The 22381-nt window shown below is 66.3% G+C and carries 18 protein-coding genes; all 18 read left to right on the top strand.

Annotated elements, in window-relative coordinates; translation table 11 throughout:
- Positions 1-12: 12 nt before the first annotated feature.
- Positions 13-1119: an extracellular solute-binding protein gene (locus WDC82_RS09165; protein ID WP_340116995.1), complete on the top strand. Its 1107-nt coding sequence runs from the start codon at positions 13-15 to the stop codon at positions 1117-1119.
- Between the two features lie 101 nt (positions 1120-1220).
- The gene (locus tag WDC82_RS09160; RefSeq protein ID WP_340116994.1) at positions 1221-2225 is read left to right on the top strand and encodes an ABC transporter permease; all 1005 of its coding nucleotides are present in this window, start codon (positions 1221-1223) and stop codon (positions 2223-2225) included.
- Positions 2222-3010 carry an ABC transporter permease gene (locus tag WDC82_RS09155; RefSeq protein WP_340116993.1) on the top strand — a complete coding sequence of 263 codons (789 nt, stop codon included), beginning with the start codon at positions 2222-2224 and terminating at the stop codon, positions 3008-3010. Before WDC82_RS09160 ends, WDC82_RS09155 begins: the two co-directional genes overlap by 4 nt.
- A 1-nt stretch (position 3011) precedes the next feature.
- Positions 3012-4112, top strand: a complete 1101-nt coding sequence (locus WDC82_RS09150; protein WP_340116992.1) for an ABC transporter ATP-binding protein — start codon at positions 3012-3014, stop codon at positions 4110-4112.
- A 353-nt stretch (positions 4113-4465) separates the two neighbouring features.
- Positions 4466-5215 (top strand): A24 family peptidase, encoded by a 750-nt coding sequence (locus WDC82_RS09145; RefSeq protein ID WP_340116991.1) that lies wholly within the window; start codon positions 4466-4468, stop codon positions 5213-5215.
- Positions 5216-5380: 165 nt separating this feature from the next.
- Positions 5381-6970: an alkaline phosphatase PhoX gene (locus WDC82_RS09140; RefSeq protein WP_340116990.1), complete on the top strand. Its 1590-nt coding sequence runs from the start codon at positions 5381-5383 to the stop codon at positions 6968-6970.
- A 213-nt stretch (positions 6971-7183) separates the two neighbouring features.
- A complete protein-coding gene (gene gspE / locus WDC82_RS09135) occupies positions 7184-8884 on the top strand; it encodes a type II secretion system ATPase GspE (RefSeq protein ID WP_340116989.1) in 1701 nt (566 codons plus the stop codon).
- Complete coding sequence (locus tag WDC82_RS09130; RefSeq protein ID WP_340116988.1) at positions 8881-10101, top strand: type II secretion system F family protein; 1221 nt, start codon at positions 8881-8883, stop codon at positions 10099-10101. The genes gspE and WDC82_RS09130 overlap by 4 nt, the downstream gene beginning before the upstream one ends.
- A gap of 5 nt (positions 10102-10106) precedes the next feature.
- Complete coding sequence (gspG, locus tag WDC82_RS09125) at positions 10107-10592, top strand: type II secretion system major pseudopilin GspG (protein ID WP_340116987.1); 486 nt, start codon at positions 10107-10109, stop codon at positions 10590-10592.
- Positions 10586-11077 carry a GspH/FimT family pseudopilin gene (locus WDC82_RS09120; protein WP_340116986.1) on the top strand — a complete coding sequence of 164 codons (492 nt, stop codon included), beginning with the start codon at positions 10586-10588 and terminating at the stop codon, positions 11075-11077. The genes gspG and WDC82_RS09120 overlap by 7 nt, the downstream gene beginning before the upstream one ends.
- Positions 11067-11480 (top strand): prepilin-type N-terminal cleavage/methylation domain-containing protein, encoded by a 414-nt coding sequence (locus WDC82_RS09115; RefSeq protein ID WP_340116985.1) that lies wholly within the window; start codon positions 11067-11069, stop codon positions 11478-11480. The genes WDC82_RS09120 and WDC82_RS09115 overlap by 11 nt, the downstream gene beginning before the upstream one ends.
- On the top strand, positions 11477-12100 hold the full coding sequence (locus WDC82_RS09110; RefSeq protein WP_340116984.1) for a prepilin-type N-terminal cleavage/methylation domain-containing protein: 624 nt from the start codon (positions 11477-11479) through the stop codon (positions 12098-12100). Before WDC82_RS09115 ends, WDC82_RS09110 begins: the two co-directional genes overlap by 4 nt.
- A gap of 8 nt (positions 12101-12108) precedes the next feature.
- Positions 12109-13161, top strand: coding sequence for a PilN domain-containing protein (locus tag WDC82_RS09105; RefSeq protein WP_340116983.1), 1053 nt, complete (start codon positions 12109-12111; stop codon positions 13159-13161).
- On the top strand, positions 13158-13739 hold the full coding sequence (gene gspM / locus WDC82_RS09100) for a type II secretion system protein GspM (protein WP_340116982.1): 582 nt from the start codon (positions 13158-13160) through the stop codon (positions 13737-13739). The genes WDC82_RS09105 and gspM overlap by 4 nt, the downstream gene beginning before the upstream one ends.
- Positions 13736-14347, top strand: coding sequence for a hypothetical protein (locus WDC82_RS09095; RefSeq protein WP_340116981.1), 612 nt, complete (start codon positions 13736-13738; stop codon positions 14345-14347). Before gspM ends, WDC82_RS09095 begins: the two co-directional genes overlap by 4 nt.
- Before the next feature lie 106 nt (positions 14348-14453).
- A complete protein-coding gene (gene gspD / locus WDC82_RS09090; protein ID WP_340116980.1) occupies positions 14454-16682 on the top strand; it encodes a type II secretion system secretin GspD in 2229 nt (742 codons plus the stop codon).
- Positions 16683-16725: 43 nt separating this feature from the next.
- Positions 16726-17553 carry a hypothetical protein gene (locus WDC82_RS09085; protein ID WP_340116979.1) on the top strand — a complete coding sequence of 276 codons (828 nt, stop codon included), beginning with the start codon at positions 16726-16728 and terminating at the stop codon, positions 17551-17553.
- Positions 17554-17726: 173 nt separating this feature from the next.
- On the top strand, positions 17727-22381 hold a 4655-nt coding region (locus WDC82_RS09080; protein WP_340116978.1), incomplete at its 3' end, for a metallophosphoesterase.

Genomic DNA, 22381 nt, shown 5'->3' with positions numbered 1-22381 from the left:
GGGGGTAGACAGATGAATAAGTTCAAGATCAACCGGCGTGGGCTCATGAAGTCGGCGGCTGCCGGTGCCACCATCCTGGCGGCTCCCTACGTGCTGCGGAGCAGCGCCCGAGCCGCCGGCGCAGTCAACGTGTGGACCTACACCAACTTCATTCCAGACGATTTCAAGAAGGAATTCGAGAAGGAAACCGGCATCGAGGTGAACATCCGCCTGGTCGACGACCAGGGCAAGCAGTTCAACCTACTCGCCGCCGAGGCGCCGAATCCGACGGTCGACATCCTGACAGTCGCCGGCCACCGCTTCCTGCAGTTCGTCGATTCCGAACTGCTGGCGCCGCTCGACACGGGCCGCCTGAAGAACTGGGGCACCATCAACCCGGTGTTCTCGGAAAGTGACTGGTCGACGGTGAAGGGCCACAAGTGGGGCACGCCGATCCTCTCCGGCTGTGAGTGCCTGGCCTACAACACCGAAATGGTGCCGGAAGCCGAGACCAGGAGTTGGGACGTGATGTTCGATCCCAAGTACGAGGGGCAGACCGCTTACACGATCCAGGACATGATGTCGATCGTGATGCTCTACAAAGGTTACGACGGTAACATGGTGGCCTACTTGGACGACCCGAATAAAGCTGCCGAGATCGTAAACGAAGCGCGCGATTTCCTGATCAAGCACAAGGGGCAGGTACGCAAGTACTATGATTCGGGTGCCGAGGTGCAGCAGATGTTCATCAACCAGGATATCACCATGGCCTGCGCATGGAATGGGCCGATCGCCAAGCTGATCACCGACGGCTTTCCGGTCGACATGACGATCCCCAAGGAAGGCACCTACGGCTTCGTCTACACGTACTCCATCGCCAACAATGCACCGAACGCAGACAACGCCTACAAGCTGATCGACGCGCTGCTGGCGTCGCCCGAAATCGGTGCGGCCATGACCAAGGCCTCGGGCTTCATCTCCACCTTCAAGGGGGCCGACCAGTATCTGACGGACCTGGAAAAGAAGGCGTCCTCCTTCACCGAGGAGGAACTGGAAGGTCTGAAGTTCTTCCGGGCCGAGGCCAATAAGATGAAGTACGACCTCGTCGACCCGGCGGTCGAGGAAGTCAAGGCGGCCTGATTGGTGTGTTGCCGCCCGGCGCAGGTAGCGCCGGGCGGCCGACACTACGACAACATCCAAACTCAGGGTGCATGCGGCGCCCGGACAGGAAGATCGACGGGATGGCGCATCTCGAAAGCAAGTATGTCGAAGCGCCCTGCGCGCCGGCCAAGCCGGCGCAAAGCGGCAAAGCCGCAAGGCGCAGCTTCTGGGGCAGCCTGCTGGCCAGCGATACCTATCAGGCTGTGGTCAACGTGCTGCTGAAGAACGAACGCCGGCAGTTCTGGGTACTGGCGGCCTTTCCCCTGGCCTGGGTTTTTTTCGCGCACCTGGGGCCGATCCTGCAGATGTTCTGGATCAGCTTTCTCGACTCCTACCCGCCGACGGCGGGACGGCAGCCGCAGTTCACGCTCAGCAACTGGATCGCTTTCTTTCAGGAAGCGATCTTCGTCATGCCGTTTCTCAGAACCCTTATCTATTCCGTCGTGTTCACGACTTGCACGCTGATACTGACCTATCCTGTCGCCTACTTCCTGGCCAAGCACGTGAAACGTCAGAACCAGCTGCTGTTTCTGCTGCTGCTGCTGATCCCTTTCTGGGTTGGTGAGATCGTGCGCACCTACGCCATCATGATCATGTTGGGCAACAACGGCGCGTTGAATCTGGCTCTCAAGTGGGTCGGTCTTATCGATCGGCCGATTCCCTTCATGTACACCGGCTTTTCCATGGGCGTCGGCATTGTCTACCTGACCTCGCTCTACATGCTGCTGCCGCTCTATTCGGCGCTAGAGAAGATTCCCAACAGCTATCTGGAAGCAGCCGCAGACCTCGGCGCGGGCTCCTGGCACCGTTTCCGCAAGGTGACGCTGCCGCTTTCGAAGGAGGGTGTCGCCTCCGGTTGTACCCTGGTTTTCCTGATATCCACCGGCTACTACGCAACACCTGTACTGCTTGGCGGGCCCAGCACCACGGTCTTCGCGGAGACCATCGCCGGTTTCTTCCACGTAGCCGGCGACAAATGGCCGATCGGCGCCGCTTTTTCGTCGCTGATGCTGATCACCACTCTTGGGGTCACCGGCATCTTTCTGAAGCTCATGGGGCGCAGTGGAAAGGGAATGATGAAATGACCCGGCATACCCGTATCCTGATGTCGGTCATCTATTGGGCCTTCATCGTCTATCTTTTCGTTCCGCTTGTGCTGATGGTCGTGATGGGCTTCAAGGATTCGAAGTTCATCGGCTTTCCGATCCGCGGCTGGACCATCGAATGGTATACCGGTGTTATGCAGGATGCCGAGGTGATGGGTGTCTTCGCCTATTCCATGGCGATCGCGCTCGCCAGCACCCTCCTGTCGCTGGTCATCGGTGTCTGGGTTGCCTGCTTCCTGGGCCCCTATAAGTTCCGCGGCAAGCTGATCGTCTTTGCGGTCACCTGTCTGCCGGCGGTGATCCCCGGCATCATCTCGGCCATCGCGCTACGCATCTTCGCCCGCGGCATCGACATCGAGCCCGGCATGCTGGCGATCATTCTGGGGCACACGGTGCACAACGTGCCCTTCGTCGCCCTGGTTGTCATGGCTCGCCTCTCGACCCTGCCGCGCAGCCATATCGAGGCGGCGCGCGACCTGGGAGCCGACGCCATCGTCGCCTTCTTCCGGGTGACTCTGCCCTATCTGCGACCGGCCCTGATCGGCGCCGGTATCTTCTGCATGCTGCTGAGCTTCGACGATTTCGTGCGCGCCTACTTCCTGGGCGGCTACGACCCGACCCTGCCGGTGCTCATCTTCGCCAAGCTGCGCTCCGGCATGTCGCCGGAAATCAACGCCATCGCCACAGTGGTCCTCGTGCTGACCGCGGTGCTCGGCCTTTGGGCCGAACGCTCCATGCGGCGCCTGAACAAGGGAGCTTCCTGACATGGGCTACTCTGCTAACGACCGTCAGGCTGTTGTCCGCCTGGACCGCATCACCAAGCGGTTTGGTGAGGTGACCGCCATCGACTGCCTGGATATGGAGATCATGTCGGGCGAGTTCATCACCTTCCTTGGCCCCTCCGGCTGCGGGAAGTCGACGACGCTGCGCATTCTCGGCGGCTTCGAACGGCCCGACGAAGGCCGCGTCGTCGTCGGCGGTCAGGACGTCACCCGGCTGCCGCCCAACAAACGCGACGTGAATATGGTGTTTCAGGACTACGCGCTGTTTCCTCACATGACGGTGGCGCAGAACATCGCTTTCGGCCTGGAGTTGAAGGGAAAGACCCGCGGCGAGATCGATAAGCGTATCGGCGAACTCGTGGACTTCCTCCATCTCTCGGCCCTCCGTGAACGCACGCCGGACCAGCTCTCGGGTGGCCAGCGCCAGCGCGTCGCCTTGGCCCGGGCATTGGCGCCCGATCCCAAACTGTTGCTGCTGGACGAGCCGCTGGGCGCCCTCGACGCCAAGCTGCGCGGCCAGGTGCAGGTGGAACTGAAGGATATCCAGAAGACCACCGGTAAAACGTTCTTCTTCGTCACCCACGACCAGGAAGAGGCGCTTACGATGTCCGACCGCATCGTGGTGATGAACGCCGGCAGGGTGGAACAGGACGGTACGCCGGAGGACCTCTATTTCCGCCCCAAGAGTCGCTTCGTCGCGGAGTTCATCGGTGAAACGAACCTGATCGAGGGCACGGTGCGCGGCAGCGACAACGGCGCTATCGTGATCGACTGGAACGGCTTGGAGGTGCGCGGCGCCGCCCAGCAGGGGCCGGTCCCCGCCGCAGGCCAGTCGGTGGCGGCCTCCCTGCGGCTGGAGAACGTGCAGTGCCATGCCGAAAGGCCGGAGCAGCCCAACGCGATCTCCGGGCGTGTGGTCCACCGCATTTTCAAGGGCAGCCGCATGGCACTCGACATCCGGGTGGGAGAGCCCGCGGACGCGGTGATCAAGGTCTACATGGATGCCAACGAAGCCGGTCGTTTCCCGCAAGAGCATCTCTGGATCAGCTGGGACCCGCAGCGCTTGTCCGTCCTGCACGGCTGAGCGACGGCTTCGCGGGATTTCAGGGTATTACTTGATGGATCGGCCTCCGGGCTTGCCGGACACTGGCCCCTTAGGCACGAGACTGCAGGTACAGATTTGGCTCCTGAACTCAGCCTGAGCCAAGCTCATCCAGGTATTGGAACAGGTTCACCGCCAGCTTTGCAGCGCGTAGCGGACATCATTCGTTAGCGTGGCGATTTCCGCTTCGTGACCCGGTGCGGCTATGGCGCTCTGGCTACGGCGCTATGCACCCTGACGTAAAAACGCCATCACGATGTCATACGGACGATCTATTGCTCACGGGAAGGGTTTCCTCAGTACCGTCCTTCCCCTGCAATCTCCGCAAAGAGTCAGTGGCCGCCTCGTTTCATCATATCGCCGCTCTCGTCGTTGCGCCCTTCATTGGCAGCTTTCTGTCAGTGCTGGTGGTTCGCCTGCCGGCGGCGGCACCCGTGGCGCTCAGCCGCTCGCGATGCCCCAGTTGTCATCACGTGCTCCGCGCGCTCGACCTGCTGCCGCTTGCCAGCCGGCTGCTGCTCGGCGGCCGCTGCCGGCATTGCCGCGGCGCCATTTCGCTCCTCTATCCAGCGCTTGAACTGGCTGCCCTAGCTGTGGCACTGGCGGCCGTCGCCATGACGGACGGTAGTGCGCTCTGGATGAGTTGTCTGCTGGGATGGACGCTGCTGGCCCTGGCGGCGATCGATCTGCGCGACTATCTGCTGCCCGATGTGTTGACGCTGCCGCTTTTGCTGGCGGGGTTGGCCGCTACGGCCGTGCTCGACGCGGGGGCACTGCAGGATCACCTGATCGGTGCCGTGCTCGGCTTCTCGTCCTTCTATGGCGTTAGCAGACTGTACCGGCTGCTGCGCGCGTGCGAGGGGCTTGGCCTGGGCGATGCCAAGCTGCTCGCGGCGGCGGGCGCCTGGCTAGGTTGGACCGCGCTGCCGTCGGTGCTGCTGATTGCCGCTGCCGCGGCTCTCGCTGTTGCCGCGGCGGCGCGGATCATGGGGCGGCCGATGCAATCAACGACACCGCTGCCTTTCGGCAGCTTTCTCGCCTTCTCGATTTGGTGGGTATGGCTTTATGGCGCCCTGGTAATCTGATGCGACTATTTGATCGATTACGTCACCCGGGCGACTCATTTCATTGTCCTTAACGTCACGCACCCGCCCCGACGGCTTCACATTCACTTGCTCTAAAGGGCTGGCAACCGGTCGGCTGCGAATCGACCGGGAGGAAGTCAATGCGAGCCAAACGGAGCACACACCATGACCGATCGCGTGAGCGAGCACGGGGCCGAGAGTCTCGACCCGAATTACCAACACGATTCTCAAACCATCAACCGCCGCAGCATGCTGAAGGGCGCCGCCGCCGCCGTTGCCGGTGTTTCGCTGCAGGCGGCGGCGTTCCAGGCGTTCCTGTCCAAGCCGGCCGAGGCCCGTTACAAGGCCAGCTCCGACTACGGACCTCTGGAAGAGGTATTGGACGACAACACCGGCCTGCCGCTGCTGAAACTGCCGAAGGGCTTTGAGTACACCACCTTCTCCATCACCGGCGAGACGATGTCCGACGGCTCGTCGGTTCCGCCTGGCCATGACGGCATGGCCTGCATCAGCGAACGCCGCGGCAAGATCACCATGGTGCGCAACCACGAGCTGGGCGGCGGCACTCCTTTCGGCCCCGAGGGGACGCCGACTTTCGATGCCACCCAGAGGGGCGGCACCACCAACCTGGTGTTCGACACGCGCCGCGGCGAGCTGGTGGAAGACTGGGCCAGCCTCACCGGCACCATCCGCAATTGCGCGGGCGGTTTCAATCCGCTGTTGACGTCCTGGATCAGCTGTGAGGAGACCACGAACACCGGCCATGGCTGGCTCTTCAATGTCCCGGCGCACGGTACCGCCACGGCCGAGCCCATCCGCGACGCCGGCCGCTTCTCTCACGAGGCCGTCGCCGTCGATCCGCGTACCGGCGTCATCTACGAGACCGAAGACAGCGGCATCTGCGGCTTCTACCGCTTCACGCCGAAGAACCCCTTCAACCTCGAGGCAGGCGGCAAGCTCGAAATGGCCCGGGTGAAGGGCTCCGAGGCGTCGCTGAGCGGTGCCGTGAACCTCAACGGCGGCAATGCCGGCCGCAACAATGAGGCCGCGTCCTATGGATTGGCGGCCGGTGAGGGCATCGCGATCGGGCAGAGCTTCAAGATCGACTGGGTCGAGATCTCCGAGCCGGAAGCCACCGGCACCTCCTGCGTCGAGCAGGGCATCCTCCAGGGCGGCTGCTTCTTCACCCGCGGCGAGGGTGCCTGGTACGACGACGGCAAGATCTTCTGGACCTCCACTGACGGCGGTGAGGCGCGCCAGGGCCAGGTCTGGGAGTTCGACATCCGCAGCTCGAAGCTGACCCTCATCTTCGAATCGGTGGATGCCTTCGCGCTGAACAACCCGGACAACATGACCATCGCGCCGTCGGGCGCCATCCTGCTGTGCGAAGACGGCGGCGGCGTCACCAACAGTGCGGGCGTGTTCCGCGGCGAGCAGATGGTCGGCCTCAGCCTGGACGGCGAGCTGTTCCCCTTCGCGGAGAATAACATCATCATCCCGGCCGGCCAGACGCTGGGCGGCCAGACCGGTGACCAGCGCACCCGGGAATGGTGCGGCGCCACCTTCTCCTTCGACGGTGACTGGCTGTTCGCCAACATCCAGACTCCGGGCATCACCTTCGCCATCACCGGTCCTTGGGAAAGGGGGCCGCTCGGCAACAGCAATCACAGCTACAACCATCACGGCATGCCGTTTTTCGCCCAGGCCGACGGCCCGCGGGGCCACCGGCGCAACCAGGGCCGCAGCTGGGCCTGAGGCCGGCTGCACGCTCTGTCATCATAGGACCTAAATGGCGGGGGCCGCGTGAGCGGTCCCCGTCGCGCCGTCCCGCGCCTGCAGTGCATTGCCGAACAGGCGGCGGCACGACTTCCGCGGGATGTCTTGCGATCGTCCTGTCCCTGTAACAAAGCGGACCTAAGATCGTCTCTCGCATAGGGGCGAACAGTCATTCAACAGAGACAGTGATCGATGGCCGAGCTCGCAGAACAAGCAGGCAGCGTCGAAGCGCGCCTGACCGACGCGCTTTTGGCGACCGGCAAGCTCGACCCGGTCAACGCCGAGCGCGCGCAGCGCAGCAGCCTGCGCAGTAACGAGCGCTATGACCGCATCCTGGTGCGCCTTGGCCTGGTATCGGAGCGCGATGTTGCCGCGACCTTCGCGAAGGTTCTCGGCCACCCGCTGGTCGAGCCGGAGAGTTATCCCCAGGCGCCGCTGTTCGAGGAGCGCATCAGCCCAGCCTTTCTGAAGGCGCACGGCGTGCTGCCGCTGAACGCCGACGGCAAGGTCCTGCGCCTGGCGATGGTGGACCCGCTGGACGACTACGCCATGCGAGCGATCGCCTTGAACACCGGGCTGCGAGTCGTGCCCTGCGTGGCGGTACCGGCCGAACTGGAGCAGCACCTGGAGCGGCTTTGCGGCGCCGGGCGCACGGCCATCACGGAGATCGCCGGTGCCGCTGCCGGCGACGAGGACAGCCTGGACGGCGACGTCGAGAAGCTGCGTGACCTGGCGAGCGAGGCGCCGGTCATCCGCCTGGTGAACCTGCTGATCGCCCGTGCGGTGGAGGCACGCGCGTCGGACATTCACATCGAGCCCTTTGAGAACCGCCTGCGCGTGCGCTTTCGCATCGACGGCGTGCTGCGCGAGGAGGAGGCGCCGCCGGCACGATTCCGCGCCGCCATCATCTCGCGGGTTAAGATCATGGCGAATCTGGACATTGCCGAACGGCGCCTGCCGCAGGACGGCCGCATCAAGCTGGCGGTACGCGGGCGGGAGATCGACCTGCGCGTCTCGACCACGCCGGTGATGCACGGCGAGAGCGTGGTCCTGCGCATCCTCGACCGTTCCGGCGTCACGCTCGATTTCGCGGCGCTGGGCTTCGACGGCGAGGGACTCGCGCAGCTGACCGGGCTGTTGCGCCGACCCAACGGGATCCTGCTGGTGACCGGCCCGACGGGCAGTGGCAAGACCACCACGCTCTACGCGGCCCTGCAGCTGCTCAACGAAATCGAACGCAAGATCCTGACGGTCGAGGACCCGGTCGAGTACCAGATGGAGGGCGTCAATCAGATCCAGGTGAAGCGTCAGATCGGCCTGACCTTCGCATCGGTGCTGCGTGCCATCCTGCGCCAGGACCCGGACGTCATCATGATCGGCGAGATCCGCGACCTGGAAACCGCGCAGATCGCCGTGCAGGCGGCTCTGACCGGCCATCTCGTGATTTCCACCCTGCACACCAACAGCGCGGCCTCCACCATGACGCGCCTGCTGGACATGGGCGTGGAGCGCTTCCTGGTGGCCTCGACGGTGATCGGCGTAGTGGCGCAGCGCCTGGTGCGCCGGCTCTGTCCGGCGTGCCGCGTGGCCTATCCCGCCGTCGAGGCGCTGGGCGATTCGGCCACCGTGCGCAGCGGTGTCCACACGCTGTACCGACCGGGCGGCTGCGCGCGCTGCAACGGCACGGGCTACCACGGTCGCAGCGTGGTGTTCGAGCTGCTGCCCATGGCACCGGGCGTGCGCCGGGCGGTGCTGGACGGCGCCGACGAGGACACCCTCCACGGCCAGGCGGCGGCGGAGGGTATGCGCAGCCTCTACAGTGACGCCCTGGTTAAGGCGGCAGCCGGGGTGACCTCGCTGGATGAGGTCCTGCGGGTGACGCGGGAGGCATGAGCGTGGCCAATTACAGCTATCGTGCGCTATCCAGGAGCGGTGCGGTCGTCACCGGCGAGACCGAAGTGGACAGCGCCCAGCTGCTGAAGCGCCAGCTGCAGACCGAGGGCTGTCTTCTGCTCAGCGTCGAGCGCAGCGGCGGACCCTTTGCCTTCCTGCAGCGTGATCTCTTCGGAAGGGCGGGTCCCAACGCCAAGGAGTTCGACCTGCTGATTCAGCAGCTCACCGCGCTGCTGGTGGCCGGTCTCAGCGCAGACCGCGCGCTGGAGGTGGCGCTCGCCGTCAACGGCAGCGGCCGCACGGCGGACACCCTGCGCGGGTTGCAGGCGGCGCTGCACGGCGGCAGCGGCCTCGCCGAGGCCATGGCCACCGCAGGGCCGCCGTTCGATGCTTCGCTGGTCGCCATGGTGCGCGCGGGTGAGGAAGCCGGGGCGCTGCCAACCGTCCTGACGCGCGTGTCGGAGGGCCTCAGCCGGCGCCGCGCGTTGAACGACCAACTGCGCTCGGCCATGATTTACCCGGCCGCCCTGGTGCTGCTGTCCGTGGCGTCGGTCATTGTGCTGGTGACCGCCGTGCTGCCTGAGTTCCGTCCGCTGTTTGAGATGTCGGGCCAGGACATGCCGTTGATGGCGAGAATCCTGCTCGGCGCCGGGGACCTCGTCTCCGCGTGGTGGTGGCTGGGCCTGACTTGCATCGCGACGGGCATTCTGCTGCTGGGTCAGGGTCTGCGCATGCGAGGTCCGCGTCTCGGCCTGCACCGGCTGGTCCTGCGAATGCCGGTCCTCGGTACGATCATCGCCAACGTGGAGACCGCCCGTCTCAGCCGCACGCTGGCGACCCTGCTGCACAACGGCGTGCCGTTGCTGCGCGCGCTCGGTATCGCGCGTGAAACGCTCGGCAATGCAGCCTATGCCGAGGCGGTGGCCGCCGCCGCGGCAGGGTTGAAACACGGCCGCGGCCTCGCCGATCCGCTGCAGACGAGCACCCTCGTGCCGCCGCTGCTGGCCCACATGGTGCGCGTGGGCGAGGAGACGGGAAAGCTGCCGGACATGCTTTCCAAGGTGGCCGACCTGTTCGAAGGGGAAGTGAAGACGGCCACCGAGCGGCTCGTCGCCCTTCTGGTGCCGACCGTCACCCTTGTCATGGGCATCGTTGTCGCCGGGATCATCACCACCATCCTGACGACGATGCTCAGTGTAAACGACCTGGCAGGATGAGTGCGATGAACCAACGTTTCCTTTCGGCCCAAACCTCTTTGCGCGGAACCGATTCCGGCCGATCGGCCGAGACCGCCGCGCGTGCTGCCGAGCGCGGCTTCACGCTGCTGGAGCTGCTGGTGGTGCTGGGCATCCTGGGTCTGCTGGCAGCGATCGCCGCGCCGCGCGTGATCGCCTACCTCGGATCGGCGCGCAGCGATACTGCACGGATTCAGATGAACAGCATCGCGACCGCGCTGGACCTTTACCGCCTGGAGAATGGGCGCTATCCGGCCGAGGCCGACGGGCTGAAGGCGCTGGTCGAGAATGCCGCCGGCAGTGCCGGCTGGAACGGCCCCTACCTGAAGGGACAGGACGGCATCGTCGATCCCTGGGGGCAGCCCTACCAGTACAAGCTGCCGGGTCTGCACGGCGAGTACGACCTCTTCACCCTGGGCGCCGACAACGCGCCGGGCGGTGAGGGCGAAGACAGCGACGTCACCTCTTGGTAGCGGCGGCACCACGGCCCAGCGCCAGTAGGGGCGCCAGTGAGAGCGCGGGCGACCAGCGGGGCTTCACGCTGCTGGAACTCATCGTCGTCCTGACGGTGGCCGGCCTGCTCCTCGCCATCGCGCTGCCGTCCTTCATGGGAATGCGTGGGCCGCTGGAAACGCGGCGCCTGGTCACGCTGCTGGAGAACGATCTGCGGGCGGCACGCCGCACCGCCTTGTCGAGGCACAGCGGCGTCGGCGTGCAGATCGACCTGGACCGCCGCGAACTGCGCAGCGGCGACGGCACGGTGCGGCCGCTGCCGCCGGCGCTCGAGGTCACCCTGGAAGCCGCACAGTCTCAGATGCGGGGACCGCGGAGCGGCGGCTTCTGGTTCTATCCGGACGGCAGTTCCACCGGCGGACGTCTTATCCTCTCCGACGGCCGCTACCGCTACCGAATAGACGTCGACTGGATCACCGGCCGTGTCTCCACCGTTGCGCTCTAGCCCCCGCTTCGCAGGCAAGGCGGCGGGCTTCACGCTGCTGGAAGTGCTGGTCGCCTTCGTGGTGCTCGGCTTTGCGCTGACCGCGCTCTACGGCCAGTTCTTCACCGGCCTGCGCAGCCTGCGCGGCAGCGACGGTCTTGCCGAGGCGACGCGTCTCGCGCGCAACCGGCTGGCGGTGACGGGCATTGAAACCGCGCTGGTGCCGGGCGAAGCCACCGGCGCCTTCGCCAATGGCTTCACCTGGCGTCAGACCGTCGTACCCTATCGGGGCGAACTCGCCCTGCCGCAGTATGGCGCCGTCAGACCCTTCGAGGTCACCGTCAGTGTGACCGTACCCGGGGCCGGCGCACCCGCGGTGGCGCTGACGGAGTTGCGCCTGTTGCCGGCAGGAGGGCCGCGGTGACCTCGGCGCCTCAGTTCCGCGAGCGCGGCTTCACCCTGCTGGAGCTCCTGGTCGCCATGGCTCTGCTTGGTCTCATCTCCACCATGCTCATGGGCGGGGTGCGTTTCGGCGCCCGCGTGTGGGAACGCGCGGCGCTGCAGGTGGAAAGCACGGGCGAGGCGGCGGCCCTGGACGACTTCCTGCGCCGCCGGCTCTCGCGCATCGACGCCCTGCGCGTTGAAACCCGCAGCGGGCGCCACGTGCTATTCAGCGGAACGCGGGCAACGCTGCGCTTCGCCGGTCCCGCGCCGACGGACTCGGCGGTCGCCGGCAGTTACGTCTACGAATTGAAGCGCGCCCCCGATGGCAGCGGGGCCCTGGTGCTGAGCTGGGCGCTTAGAGAGGGCGGGGGCTATCCCGGCCGGCTGGTCGTGGCGCCGGCGGTGCGCCGGGTGGAACTGGCGTACTTCGGTGCACCGCGCGCGGGCGTCGCGCCGGTCTGGCACGACTCCTGGCGCGAGCGCGACAGCCTGCCGCAGTTGATCCGCCTGCGCATTGTTTCCGAGGTGACGGACGAGGCCGGTGCCTACGAGATCACCGTCGCCCCCCGTCTCGCCAGCGCGCAGGAGCTGGGGGCGTGATGGTTGCCATGCCGGCAGGACCCCAGCGGCGCAGCCTGCGCCGCTTCCTCGCCTGGTGGGGCGCCGAGCTGCGTGCGCTGTTGCCCGCCGGCCTGCGGCCCCGTCCCCTGCCGCCGGATGCCGTGGTGCTGCAGGCCGGCGCCGAGGACGCCGGATCGCTGAGCGCGGCGCTGCGACGGCGGGGGAAGGAGTGGCCGTTGGGCACCCTGTCCAATATTGCGCTCCGGCCGCGCGACCGTGGCCTACCGGTGCACCTGCGGCTCACCGAGGGCAGCGTGCTGCACCGACGCCTGACCCTGCCGCTGGATGCCGAGGACAGCCTGCGCGAAGCCATCGCCTTTCAGATCGACGGGTTGACACCCTTCAAACGCGAGGAAATCTGCTTCGGCTTTCGCATCGTCGAGCGCGATGCGCCGTCGGGCATGTTGTCGCTCGTGCTGGCCGCCGTGCCCCGGCAGCAGCTTGCGCCGAGCCTGGAGGCGGCAAGGTCCCGCGGTCTTGCGATCGCCGCGGCGGAGACCGCGGGCGAGGGGCAGGCGATCATCATCCCCCTGAACGACGACAACGTCGCGGCCCGAAAGAACAAGGGGGCGCAGCGTCTCTTCGTGGTGCTGGCGTTGGCCGCCATCGTCCTGGCCGCTGTCGCAGTGGCGCTTCCCCTTCATCAACGCGAGCAGCGTCGCAGCCTGCTGGAGGAGCGTGTTGAGGCGGCGCGGGTGGAGGCGCTGGCCGCCCAGCGCCTGCGGGACCGCCTCGCGGCCCTCGCGGCAGGCGGACGTTTCTTCGCCGAACGCAAGCGGCCCGGCCACCTCGCCATCGATGCGCTGAAGGAGGTGACGCGCCTGCTGCCGGACGGTGCCTGGCTGACCGGCTTCATCCTGACGGAGACGGAAGTCACGCTGTCCGGTTACGCCACCAATGCTTCCGGCCTTGTCGTTCTGCTGGAGGACTCGCCGCTGTTCGAAAACGCGCGCTTCCGGTCCCCCGTCACGCGCGAAGGGCAGCAGGGTCTGGAGCGCTTCGAGCTGTCGAGCGACGTCGTCGCGGCGGATCTACCATGACTTTCGACCTGACAGCCGCGCTTCGGCGCATCGGCGCGGTCGCCCTGCTGCTGGCGGTTCCGCTGCTCTGCTACGCTGCCGTGGTGGCGCCGCTGGCCTCCCACCGCGCGAGCCTGGATGAGGATCTTGCCCGCCTGGAGGACAGTCTCGCCCGCTACAAGGCCTTCGCGGCCGAGCGGCCGCGTCTCGCCGAGGCGCTGGCCGCCGCCGAGGCTGCCGAGCCTGACACGGGCCTGTATCTCGAGGGGGCAAGCGATGCGCTGGCCGCCGCGCGGCTGCAGGATCTGCTCAACGCCATCGTGGAACGCAACGGTGGCCGACTCGATTCGGTGCGCGTGCTGCCTTCCGCAAGTGAGGCCGGCTATCGGCGTGTCGCAGTGGAGGTGTTTCTGGAAGGCCGGCTCGAAGCGCTGCGCGACATCCTCTACAGCGTCGAGACGGAAAAGCCGTTCCTCTTCGTGAGAAACCTGGACATAGCGGTGGGCGGTCGCTTCCAGACCGGAGCCGAGGCTCAAGCCGCGCAGGAGCTCGAGGTGCGGCTGGAGGTCTACGCCTATCGCAATGGGGATGCCTCGTGACCCTGCCGCAGTCGCCGCTCCGGATCGCCAATCTTCTGCTGCTGCTGGTCTGCCTCGCGCTGGGCTGGACTATCCACCGCCAGGTCGAAGAAGGGGCGATCGCAGACGCCCCGGGTGCCGTGCGGCCGAATGCCGGGCAACCGGCACCATCCGCGCCCCTGCCGCTCGATCCCTCGGATACCGAGTTCAGGGCTGTCGCGCCGGCGGCCTATGTGGAGATCGTAGCCCGGTCGCTGTTCCAGCGCAGCCGCCGGCCGTTGCCTGCCGCGGCGGCGCCTGCGCCCTCGCTCGAGAGGGTGGAGCACCTGCGTCTGTTTCTCTCGGGCATTGTCGAGGATGCCGGGCGCAAATGGGCCTTCGTGAAGGTCGGCGAGGATCCGTCGATGCATCGCGTGGCGGCGGGCGGCAGCGTCGCCGGATGGACGGTCGAGGCGATCGGCGCGGACAGCGTCACACTGATGAAAGAGGGGGAGACGGTGCGCCTGGCCATGAGGGCCGGTCACCGTGAGCGCGGTACGCTGCCGCCAGCGGGCACGGGGAGCTCTCTCGGCCTGCCGGCCGGCGAGCTGACGGGAATCGGGCGGGAACTGGATGACACTGGGGATTAGGTGGATGAGCCGGCAGGTATGCCGTTTGGTTGTTCAAATCGCGGCATCGGGTTTCAGCGATCTTCGCAACGCGCAGTGCCGGGGACCATCGGCGCAAGCCGCACTGGTGCTGGGTCTGTGCGCCGGACTGCTGGGCGCTTGTACCGAGCGGGAAACCTACGGCGAGCCCTACGATCCGCTGGCCGCCTACGACCGCCGCGTCGCCGCGGGCGACGACCTCGGCGAGGTCGCGGGGCCGCCGCGCAGCCCCGACGCGGGTACCGCTGCAGCCGAGCGAGTGGAGGACGGGCCGGTGGAAGGCGTGTTCCGCGGCAGCGGCCAGGTCGTGCGTCCGGTGCCGGCGTCGGGCGGCGTGATCTCCAATCCCGACGGCGCGGTGTCGCTGAATTTCGGCGTCACCGATCTGCGCGAGATTGTAGACGCGGTGCTGGGGCAGACGCTGGGGCTGAACTACACGCTGGACCAGGGCGTCGAAGGAGCGATGCAGCTGCGCACCAGCCGGCCGATCGCCCGGGCCGACGTGCTGCCGATGCTGGAGAATGCGCTGAACGCCGCCGGGGCGGCGCTGATCGAGGCCGACGGTGTCTACCACGTCGTCCCGTCCACGGCCGCCCGCGGGGCGGTCGCTCCGGCGCGCGGACGCGGCGGGCGCGCCGCCGGCATCGCGGTGCAGGTTATCCCACTGCGCTTTGCCTCGGCGAAGACCCTGGCCGAGACTCTGAAGGGCTTCGTGCCGGAGCGCGCCTCGCTCACCGCCAATGCAGGGCGCAACGTGCTGCTCGCCAGCGGCAGCGGTCAGGACGTGCGCAACCTTGCCGAGTTGATCGACCTCTTCGACGTGGACTACCTGGAGGGTATGTCCTACGCGCTGGCGAAGCTGGATTACGCGCCACCAAGCGACGTGGTGAAGGAACTGCAGGCAGTCTTCGGAGACCCCGAAGCAGGACCGACGGCCGGTGTCGTCGACTTCGTCCCCTTGGAACGACTGAGTTCCCTGCTGGTGATATCGCCACAGTCCGACTACATCGCAAAGGCCCTTCTGTGGATCGACCGCTTCGACCGCCAGGGCGACGGGGAGGGGCGGCAGGTCTTCGTCTATCGAGTGCAGAACCGCAAGGCCTCTGAGCTGGCGGCCATCCTGGACGGCGTGTTCGGCAGCGGCCGCACCACCGTCGGCGACGCCGCTCCCATCGCGCCGGGCCAGACCGTCGCCACCCTGACCGGCAGAGGCGCTTTGCCGGCGACGGCTGCGCAGAACGCCCTCGGCCGGGAGGGTGCCACGGCAGGTGCCGCCCAGAGCTCGGCACTGCTGACGCCGACCGTCGCACCCACGGTGGACGACGTGGTTACCGTGCGCGGCGAAGGCACGCTGCGCACCGAGGCGGGCGTGCGCGTGATCGCCGACGAGGCGAACAATGCACTGACCATCCTCGCGACCACGCAGGACTACCGGAAGGTCGAGCACGCACTGGCGCAGCTCGACGTCCTGCCGCTGCAGGTTCTCATCGAGGCAACCATCGCCGAGGTGACCCTGAACGACGAACTGCGCTACGGCGTGCAGTGGTTCCTCGAATCCGGTGACTTTTCGGCAACCCTCAGCAACGTGGCCTCAGGGGCGGTGGACTCGACCTTTCCCGGCTTTTCCGCCGTGTTCGGCGGCTTGGGCGACGATGCCCGCATCGTGCTGGACGCCCTGGACGAAATCACCAAAGTGCGCGTGCTGTCGTCGCCGCAGCTGATGGTGCTGAACAATCGCACCGCAGTGCTGCAGGTCGGCGACCAGGTGCCGATCCTGGTGCAGACGGCCGAAGATGTCGGCGACGACAACACCACGGTGGTGAACTCCATCGAATACCAGGACACTGGCGTGATCCTGCGTGTGACACCGCGGGTGAACGAGTCGGGTCTGGTCACCCTGGACGTGCAGCAGGAGGTCAGCGACGTGACGGAGACCATCAGCTCCGGCATCGATTCGCCGACCATTCAACAGCGCTTCTTCGAAAGTTCTGTCGCCGTAGAGAGCGGGACCACTATTGCGCTGGGCGGCCTTATAGAGGACCGCCGGGAGACCGGCGAGAGCGGTCTGCCGCTGCTGTCGCAGGTACCTGTCCTCGGCAATCTGTTCAAGACCACCACCAACGGCGTATCGCGGACCGAGCTGCTGGTGCTGCTGACGCCGCGGGTCGTACGCAACAACATCGAGGTGCGCGAACTGACGCAGGAGCTGCGCAAGCGGCTCACCGCCTTCGAGATCAAGGGCGCGCGCGAAGAGGAAGAGACGTTGGCCGAACCAGTGGGAGAGGAGACCTCCGGTGGGGCCGCGGCGTCACCCTGAAGGCCGACCGGTCCGAGGCGACCGATCCCGCGGCATCGCGCTGGTGACGGTGCTATGGTTTGTCGTCCTGCTTTCGCTCGCTGGGGCCGCCTTCCTGGGCGTGGCGCGCGACGGCATGGACGAGAGCACCATGTTGCGCCAGCGTGCCCGCGCCGAGAGCCTCGCCGAGACGGGCGTGAGTCTCGCCCTGCTGCTGCTGCTGGAGTCAGCCCACCGAGGGGCGCTGAGCCGGGATGGCAGCCCGCGCACGTTTGGCATCGGCGAGGACAGGGTGACGGTCCGCGTACAGGACGTAGCTGGCCGAATCGACTTGAACGATGCCGATGAAGCGCTGCTGCGCGGCCTTTTCCTCTCCGCCGGCCTCGAGCCCGGTCGTGCGGAAGCACTCGCCGCGGCGGTCCTCGATTGGCGCGACCGTGACGATGAGGGCCAGGCCGAAGCAGCGCTCTACCGGCGGGCAGGGCTGGCTCATGGGCCTGCGAACCGGCCCTTCGAGACCGTGAACGAGTTGCGCCAGGTCGTGGGCGTCGACACGGCGCTCTTTGCCCGCGTGGCACCCGCCCTCACGGTCTACGCCTGGCGGCCGGAGGTGGACGCCGCCTATGCGACGCCGGTTGTGCTGTCGGCGCTGCGTGCAGCCGGCGCGGCGGAGCCGCGGGGGAGCGGAGAGACGGTGACCGCGGCGGACGTCCGGCCGCGCTGGGGCATCGTTGGGGCGGATCTGCCGCCCTCCGACACAGATACCTACGCTATCGATGTCGACGCCGCCCTGGCCGACGGCACCCGCTTCCGCGCCGAAGCCGTGGTGATGCTGACTGGCGACGCAGCGCGCCCCTTCACGGTTCAGGCTTGGGCACCGGCGCTCGACTAGATCGGTTTCGGTGAAGCGGTCTTTCCCTAAACCGTCATGGTTATCGACAGTTAGCCGTCACCGAATCGCGCGTTAATCGCCGGCTCTTACCCAGCCATGGTCGCAGGGTCGCGCGGATCGTCTCCACGCGTTGCGTCCGGGCTTTCACATGTCACCAGATTGGGGGAATATCAGTGGGTACGACTTTCGGCAACGTTGCAGATTTTGGACTTCCGGCAATCGCGGCGAGCGAGGCGGACGGCCTCCTCGGCTTCCCGGCCGCCTCGCCCAGCGGCGGCTACCTGATGCAGCCGGGCGTCAACGAAGCGCTTACGAGCTACACGCTGATCTTCGACCTGCTGATCCCGTCCGCCGGGCAATCGGGCGCCTATGGCGCCCTCTTTCAGTCCGATCCCGCCAACGCCAGTGACTCCGACTTCTTCATGAAAGCGCTGACGCCGATCACCTTCGGGATTGGCATCAGCAGTCAGTACGATGGGGCGGCGGCGTTCGACAGCTGGCAGCGGATCGCCGTCACGGTCGAGGAGAACGGTGACGGCACGTCGTCGATGAAGAAGTTCATCGACGGCGCCAAGGTCGGCGAACAGACGGTGGAGACGGCGCGCTTCACGATCGACGGCGATAACGGCTTTCTTATCCTGACTGACGAGGACGGCGAGACCTTTTCTGGCTATCTCAACAGCTTCCTGTTCACCGATGAGGCAATGCCGCAAGAGCAGATAGAAGTGCTGGGCAGCGCCACGACGGGCGGCATTCTCCCCGAGGCCCCGGCGAGCAGCCGCGCCACGCAGTTCGACTTCGACGGCGAGACCCTGGCCCCGACCTTTGGTAGCGGGACCTTGTCGGACCGTGCTGATGACGGCCCCGGCGATGGCGAGGACTCGCCTGTCGCCCTGGCCAATGCCATCCGCGACATGCTGGTCACCCCCGACGACGCCAATACCGTAATCGATCTCAACAGCGTGTTCGAAGGCGAAGGCCTCACCTTCACGGTGGAGAACAGCGACGGTACGGTGCTGAGCGTCGAGCCGTCGCCCGAGGGGCTGTTGGAACTCGACTTCTCGGCGCTCGGCTTTTCCGACATCAAGGTCACGGCGACCGACGCCGAGGGCAACTCGGCCAGCGATTCCTTCCGGGTGCATGTTGCCGGGCCCAACGCCTTCACCATCGCGGTGCTGCCGGACACGCAGGATTACACCTCCAACGCGAACATCACCGACACCTTTGGCAAGATGACGCAGTGGCTGGCGGACAACGCGGAATCGAAGAACATCGAGTTCGCGCTGCATGTCGGCGACGTGACCCAGAACAACACCCACGCCCAGTGGCAGATCGCACAGGACGCCTATGCCAAGCTGGACGGCATCATCCCCTATTCGCTGCTGGCCGGTAACCACGACCAGGCGACGGGCGGCAGTGCCGCCGACTTCAGCAGCCTCATCACCCAGTACTTCCCGCCGGAGAAGTTCTCCGAGGCCAACGGCGGCACACTGGGCGGCACCTACAACGGTGAGATGCAGAATAACTACCATACCTTTGAGGCGCCCGATGGCACCAAGTGGATGGTGCTCTCGCTGGAGTTCGGCGCCCGCGAGGACGCCATCCGCTGGGCCGGCGAGGTGATCGAGGAGCACCTCGACCACCGGGTCATCCTGGCCAACCACTTCTACATGAACTTCTCCGACCGCGGAAACCCGCTTTCCGGCCCGCTGCTGGCTGAGGGCAGCGGTTACAACTACGGTATGGTGCGCAGCGCCGAAGGTGCGACTGACGGCGAGACCCTGTGGCGCGAGCTGGTCAGCAAGTATCCCAACATCACCTTTACCTTCAGTGGTCACGTCTTCGGTGATGGCGCCGAGACCCTGGTCAGCTACTCTGACTACGGCACGCCGGTCTATCAGATGGTGGTGAACTACCAGAACGGCGTTGCCGGCGAGGTGGTGGCCAACGGCGTGGACGGGCGCGGCGGCAACGGCGGCAATGGCGCCATCCGTCTGCTGACCATCGACCCGGACAACAACATGGTGTGGACCGACACCTATTTTGCCGAGTTCGACGAGTACCTGGAGGCCTCCCGCGGCTCCGAGGACTACGACCGCGACGGCCTGACCGGTGCCTACCGGGACCATCAGGAAGTAATCCAGGACATCGATCTGGGGGCGCCGCCGGTACTGGCCAAGGCTGACGCCGGGGCCGACCTTTTCGTCGAGGCGGAGAACGGCGCCGAGACCGCGATTGTGACGCTGGACGCCGGCCAGTCGCTCGATCCCAACGGGGAGATCGTCACCTACGAGTGGCTCGACGCCGAAGGTCGCGTGGTCGCCAGCGGGGAGTTGGCGGAGATCGAGCTGCCGAGCGGACGCCACGACCTGACGCTGGTCACCACCGACGTGAACGGCGTGAAGAACAGCGACGCGGTGAGGGTGGTGGTCACGACAGACAAGACCCTGCTGGTGGATACCTTCAACGACGGCGACTTCGCCGGCTGGAGCGATGCCAACCAGAACGACGAGACCCCGCTGGAAGAGCTCATCGCCGTCGGCAGCCCGGCGGACTTCGGCATTGCCGATCTGCCCGGCGGGACGGCCACGGTGGTCGGCTTCCCCCGCTCGACCGATACGCAGGGCTATCTGGTGAAGCCGGACTTCGCGCCTGACGGCGGCGGCGCATTCACGCAATACAGCCTTGTCTTCGATGTCTATTTCCCGAATCAGGAAGGCAGCTATGCCGCCTTCCTGCAGACGAATATCGCCAACACCGACGACGGCGAAGCCTTCCGCAACGCCAGCGGCGGCATCGGCATCTCCGGCAACTATCAGGGCAACCTGACCCTCGATGCCTGGCACCGCGTCGCCTTCACCTTCGAGGACCAGGGCGGCTCGCTGACCCTGCGCAAGTACATCGACGGCGTGAAGGTCGGCGAGCAGTCGGTGGATCCCGCGCGCTTCTCCATCGATCCGGAGGACGGCTTCCTCATCTTCACCGACGAGGACGGGGAGGTGTTCAGCGGTTATCTCGGCAGCTTCCTCTTCACCGCCGATCTGCTGAGCGACGCCGACCTCGCGGCCCTGGGCGGCGCCGACGCCGGCGGCATCCTCGATCCCGCAGCGGCTGGCGAGCGCGCCATCCAGTTCGACTTCAACGGCAGCTTCGAGCCTACGTTCGGGGCCGGCTCGCTGGCGGTCGTCGACCTGGGGAGCGGCGAGGCGCTGGCGACCTGGAAGGTGAAGGGTACCGTGGCCAGCCAGCCAGAAGAGGCGGGCGACCTGCCGCCGCCCGAGGGTGCGCTCTTCGAGTACTCCGATGGCGAGGCGGCGCTGATCTGGGACGACCCCGCCGCTCAGGGCTGGTCGGACTACGTCGCCGAGGTGACCATTCTCTCCCAGGACGACGACGAGGTCGGCCTCTTCGTCTACTACCAGGACGCCGAGAACCACTACAAAGTGACGCTGGACACCCAGAATAACGAACGTCTGCTGGTGAAGGTGCAGGACGGCGTCGAGACCGTGTTGGCGTCGGAGCAGCAGGGCTACCCCTTCAACGACGAGATGCAGCTGCGTGTCGCCGTGGTGGGTAACGCGATCTACGCCACTCTGGACGGTGCACTGCTGTTCGGCGGACCCGTCGTCGATGCCACGGAGCCGCTGACCGGCGGCAGCATCGGGCTGATCTCCGGCGGCCAGTACCAGTCCGTGTTCGACGACGTGATGGTCAACGAGGCGACGGTAACTGCGCATGCGGGCAGCGATCAGCAGTTGGTCGACCTCGACGGCGACCACCGGGAGACGGTGCTGCTGGACGCCGCTGGATCCTTTGCCCCGGAAGGGATCGTCTCCTATGTCTGGAAGTCGGGAGAGGCGGTGATCGCGACCGGCACTCAGGCCGAGGTCGCCCTGGGAACCGGCCATCACCAGCTGACCCTCGTCGTCACCGACGCTGCCGGCAAGACTCAAGAGGATCTCGTCAAGATCGACGTCTTCAACAAGGAGCAGGTGCTGCTGTCCGATGGCTTCGAGGACGGCAACAGCAACGGTTGGACCCTGGTCGACGAGGGCGAACTGGGCGAGGCGGCGGACTGGAACGTCGAGAACGGTGCGCTGACCCAGTCCTCAAACACCTATAGCCGCGAGCTGGCGCCCGACTCCGAGGCTGGTGGCGTGTGGCGCGAGTACTGGAGTCCGCTGGGCGACGGCTGGCACGTGCTGCGCAAGGGAACCTACGCGCTCTACGATGACGCGGCAGCCTACGACTGGGCCGACTACGCATTTGAAACGACCTTCCAGGCGAGCGACGCCGGCGGCCTCGGGGTGCTGTTCCACTACCAGGACCCGGACAACTACTACAAGCTGGAGCTCGACTCCGACGACCGCTTCGTGCAGCTGACCGTATTGGTGGACGGCATCGAGCAGTCGCTGATGTTGAGTCGCAACAGCTTCTCACTGGACAGCGAACACACGCTGAAAGTCGAGGTGCAAGACAACAGGATCCAGGCCTGGCTCGACGGCATGGCGCTGTTCGCCGAGCCGATCGAGGACCGCAGCATCTCCAAGGGCACGGTCGCGCTCTATTCATGGGGAACGGCGGGTGTCACCTTCGACGACGTCCTGGTGCGCGAACTCCAGCCAGTGGCGAGCACGCCGGCGGAGGAAGGCATCCTTGCCGAAGGCACCCGTGGAGCGGACCTGATGGAAGGTACGGCGGGCGACGATACCCTGATCGGCGACCGGGGCGACGATACACTGGACGGCGGCGACGGCGACGACAGGCTGGACGGCGGCCGCGACGACGACGTGATCCTGGCCGGCGACGGCTTCGACACGGTCTACGG

Source organism: Pelagibius sp. 7325, from assembly GCF_037652055.1.
Classification (GTDB): domain Bacteria; phylum Pseudomonadota; class Alphaproteobacteria; order Kiloniellales; family Kiloniellaceae; genus Pelagibius.
Note: the sequence above shows the minus strand (reverse complement) of the source record. Positions and strands in the feature narration are given on the sequence as shown.

Excerpts from the sequence above, each read along its gene's own strand:
- WDC82_RS09165 (WP_340116995.1), top strand. The coding sequence starts at position 13 with ATGAATAAGTTCAAGATCAACCGGCGTGGGCTCATGAAGTCGGCGGCT.
- WDC82_RS09130 (WP_340116988.1), top strand. The coding sequence starts at position 8,881 with ATGAGCGTGGCCAATTACAGCTATCGTGCGCTATCCAGGAGCGGTGCG.
- WDC82_RS09160 (WP_340116994.1), top strand. The coding sequence starts at position 1,221 with ATGGCGCATCTCGAAAGCAAGTATGTCGAAGCGCCCTGCGCGCCGGCC.
- WDC82_RS09150 (WP_340116992.1), top strand. The coding sequence starts at position 3,012 with ATGGGCTACTCTGCTAACGACCGTCAGGCTGTTGTCCGCCTGGACCGC.
- gspG (WP_340116987.1), top strand. The coding sequence starts at position 10,107 with ATGAACCAACGTTTCCTTTCGGCCCAAACCTCTTTGCGCGGAACCGAT.
- gspE (WP_340116989.1), top strand. The coding sequence starts at position 7,184 with ATGGCCGAGCTCGCAGAACAAGCAGGCAGCGTCGAAGCGCGCCTGACC.
- WDC82_RS09155 (WP_340116993.1), top strand. The coding sequence starts at position 2,222 with ATGACCCGGCATACCCGTATCCTGATGTCGGTCATCTATTGGGCCTTC.
- WDC82_RS09105 (WP_340116983.1), top strand. The coding sequence starts at position 12,109 with ATGCCGGCAGGACCCCAGCGGCGCAGCCTGCGCCGCTTCCTCGCCTGG.
- gspM (WP_340116982.1), top strand. The coding sequence starts at position 13,158 with ATGACTTTCGACCTGACAGCCGCGCTTCGGCGCATCGGCGCGGTCGCC.
- WDC82_RS09140 (WP_340116990.1), top strand. The coding sequence starts at position 5,381 with ATGACCGATCGCGTGAGCGAGCACGGGGCCGAGAGTCTCGACCCGAAT.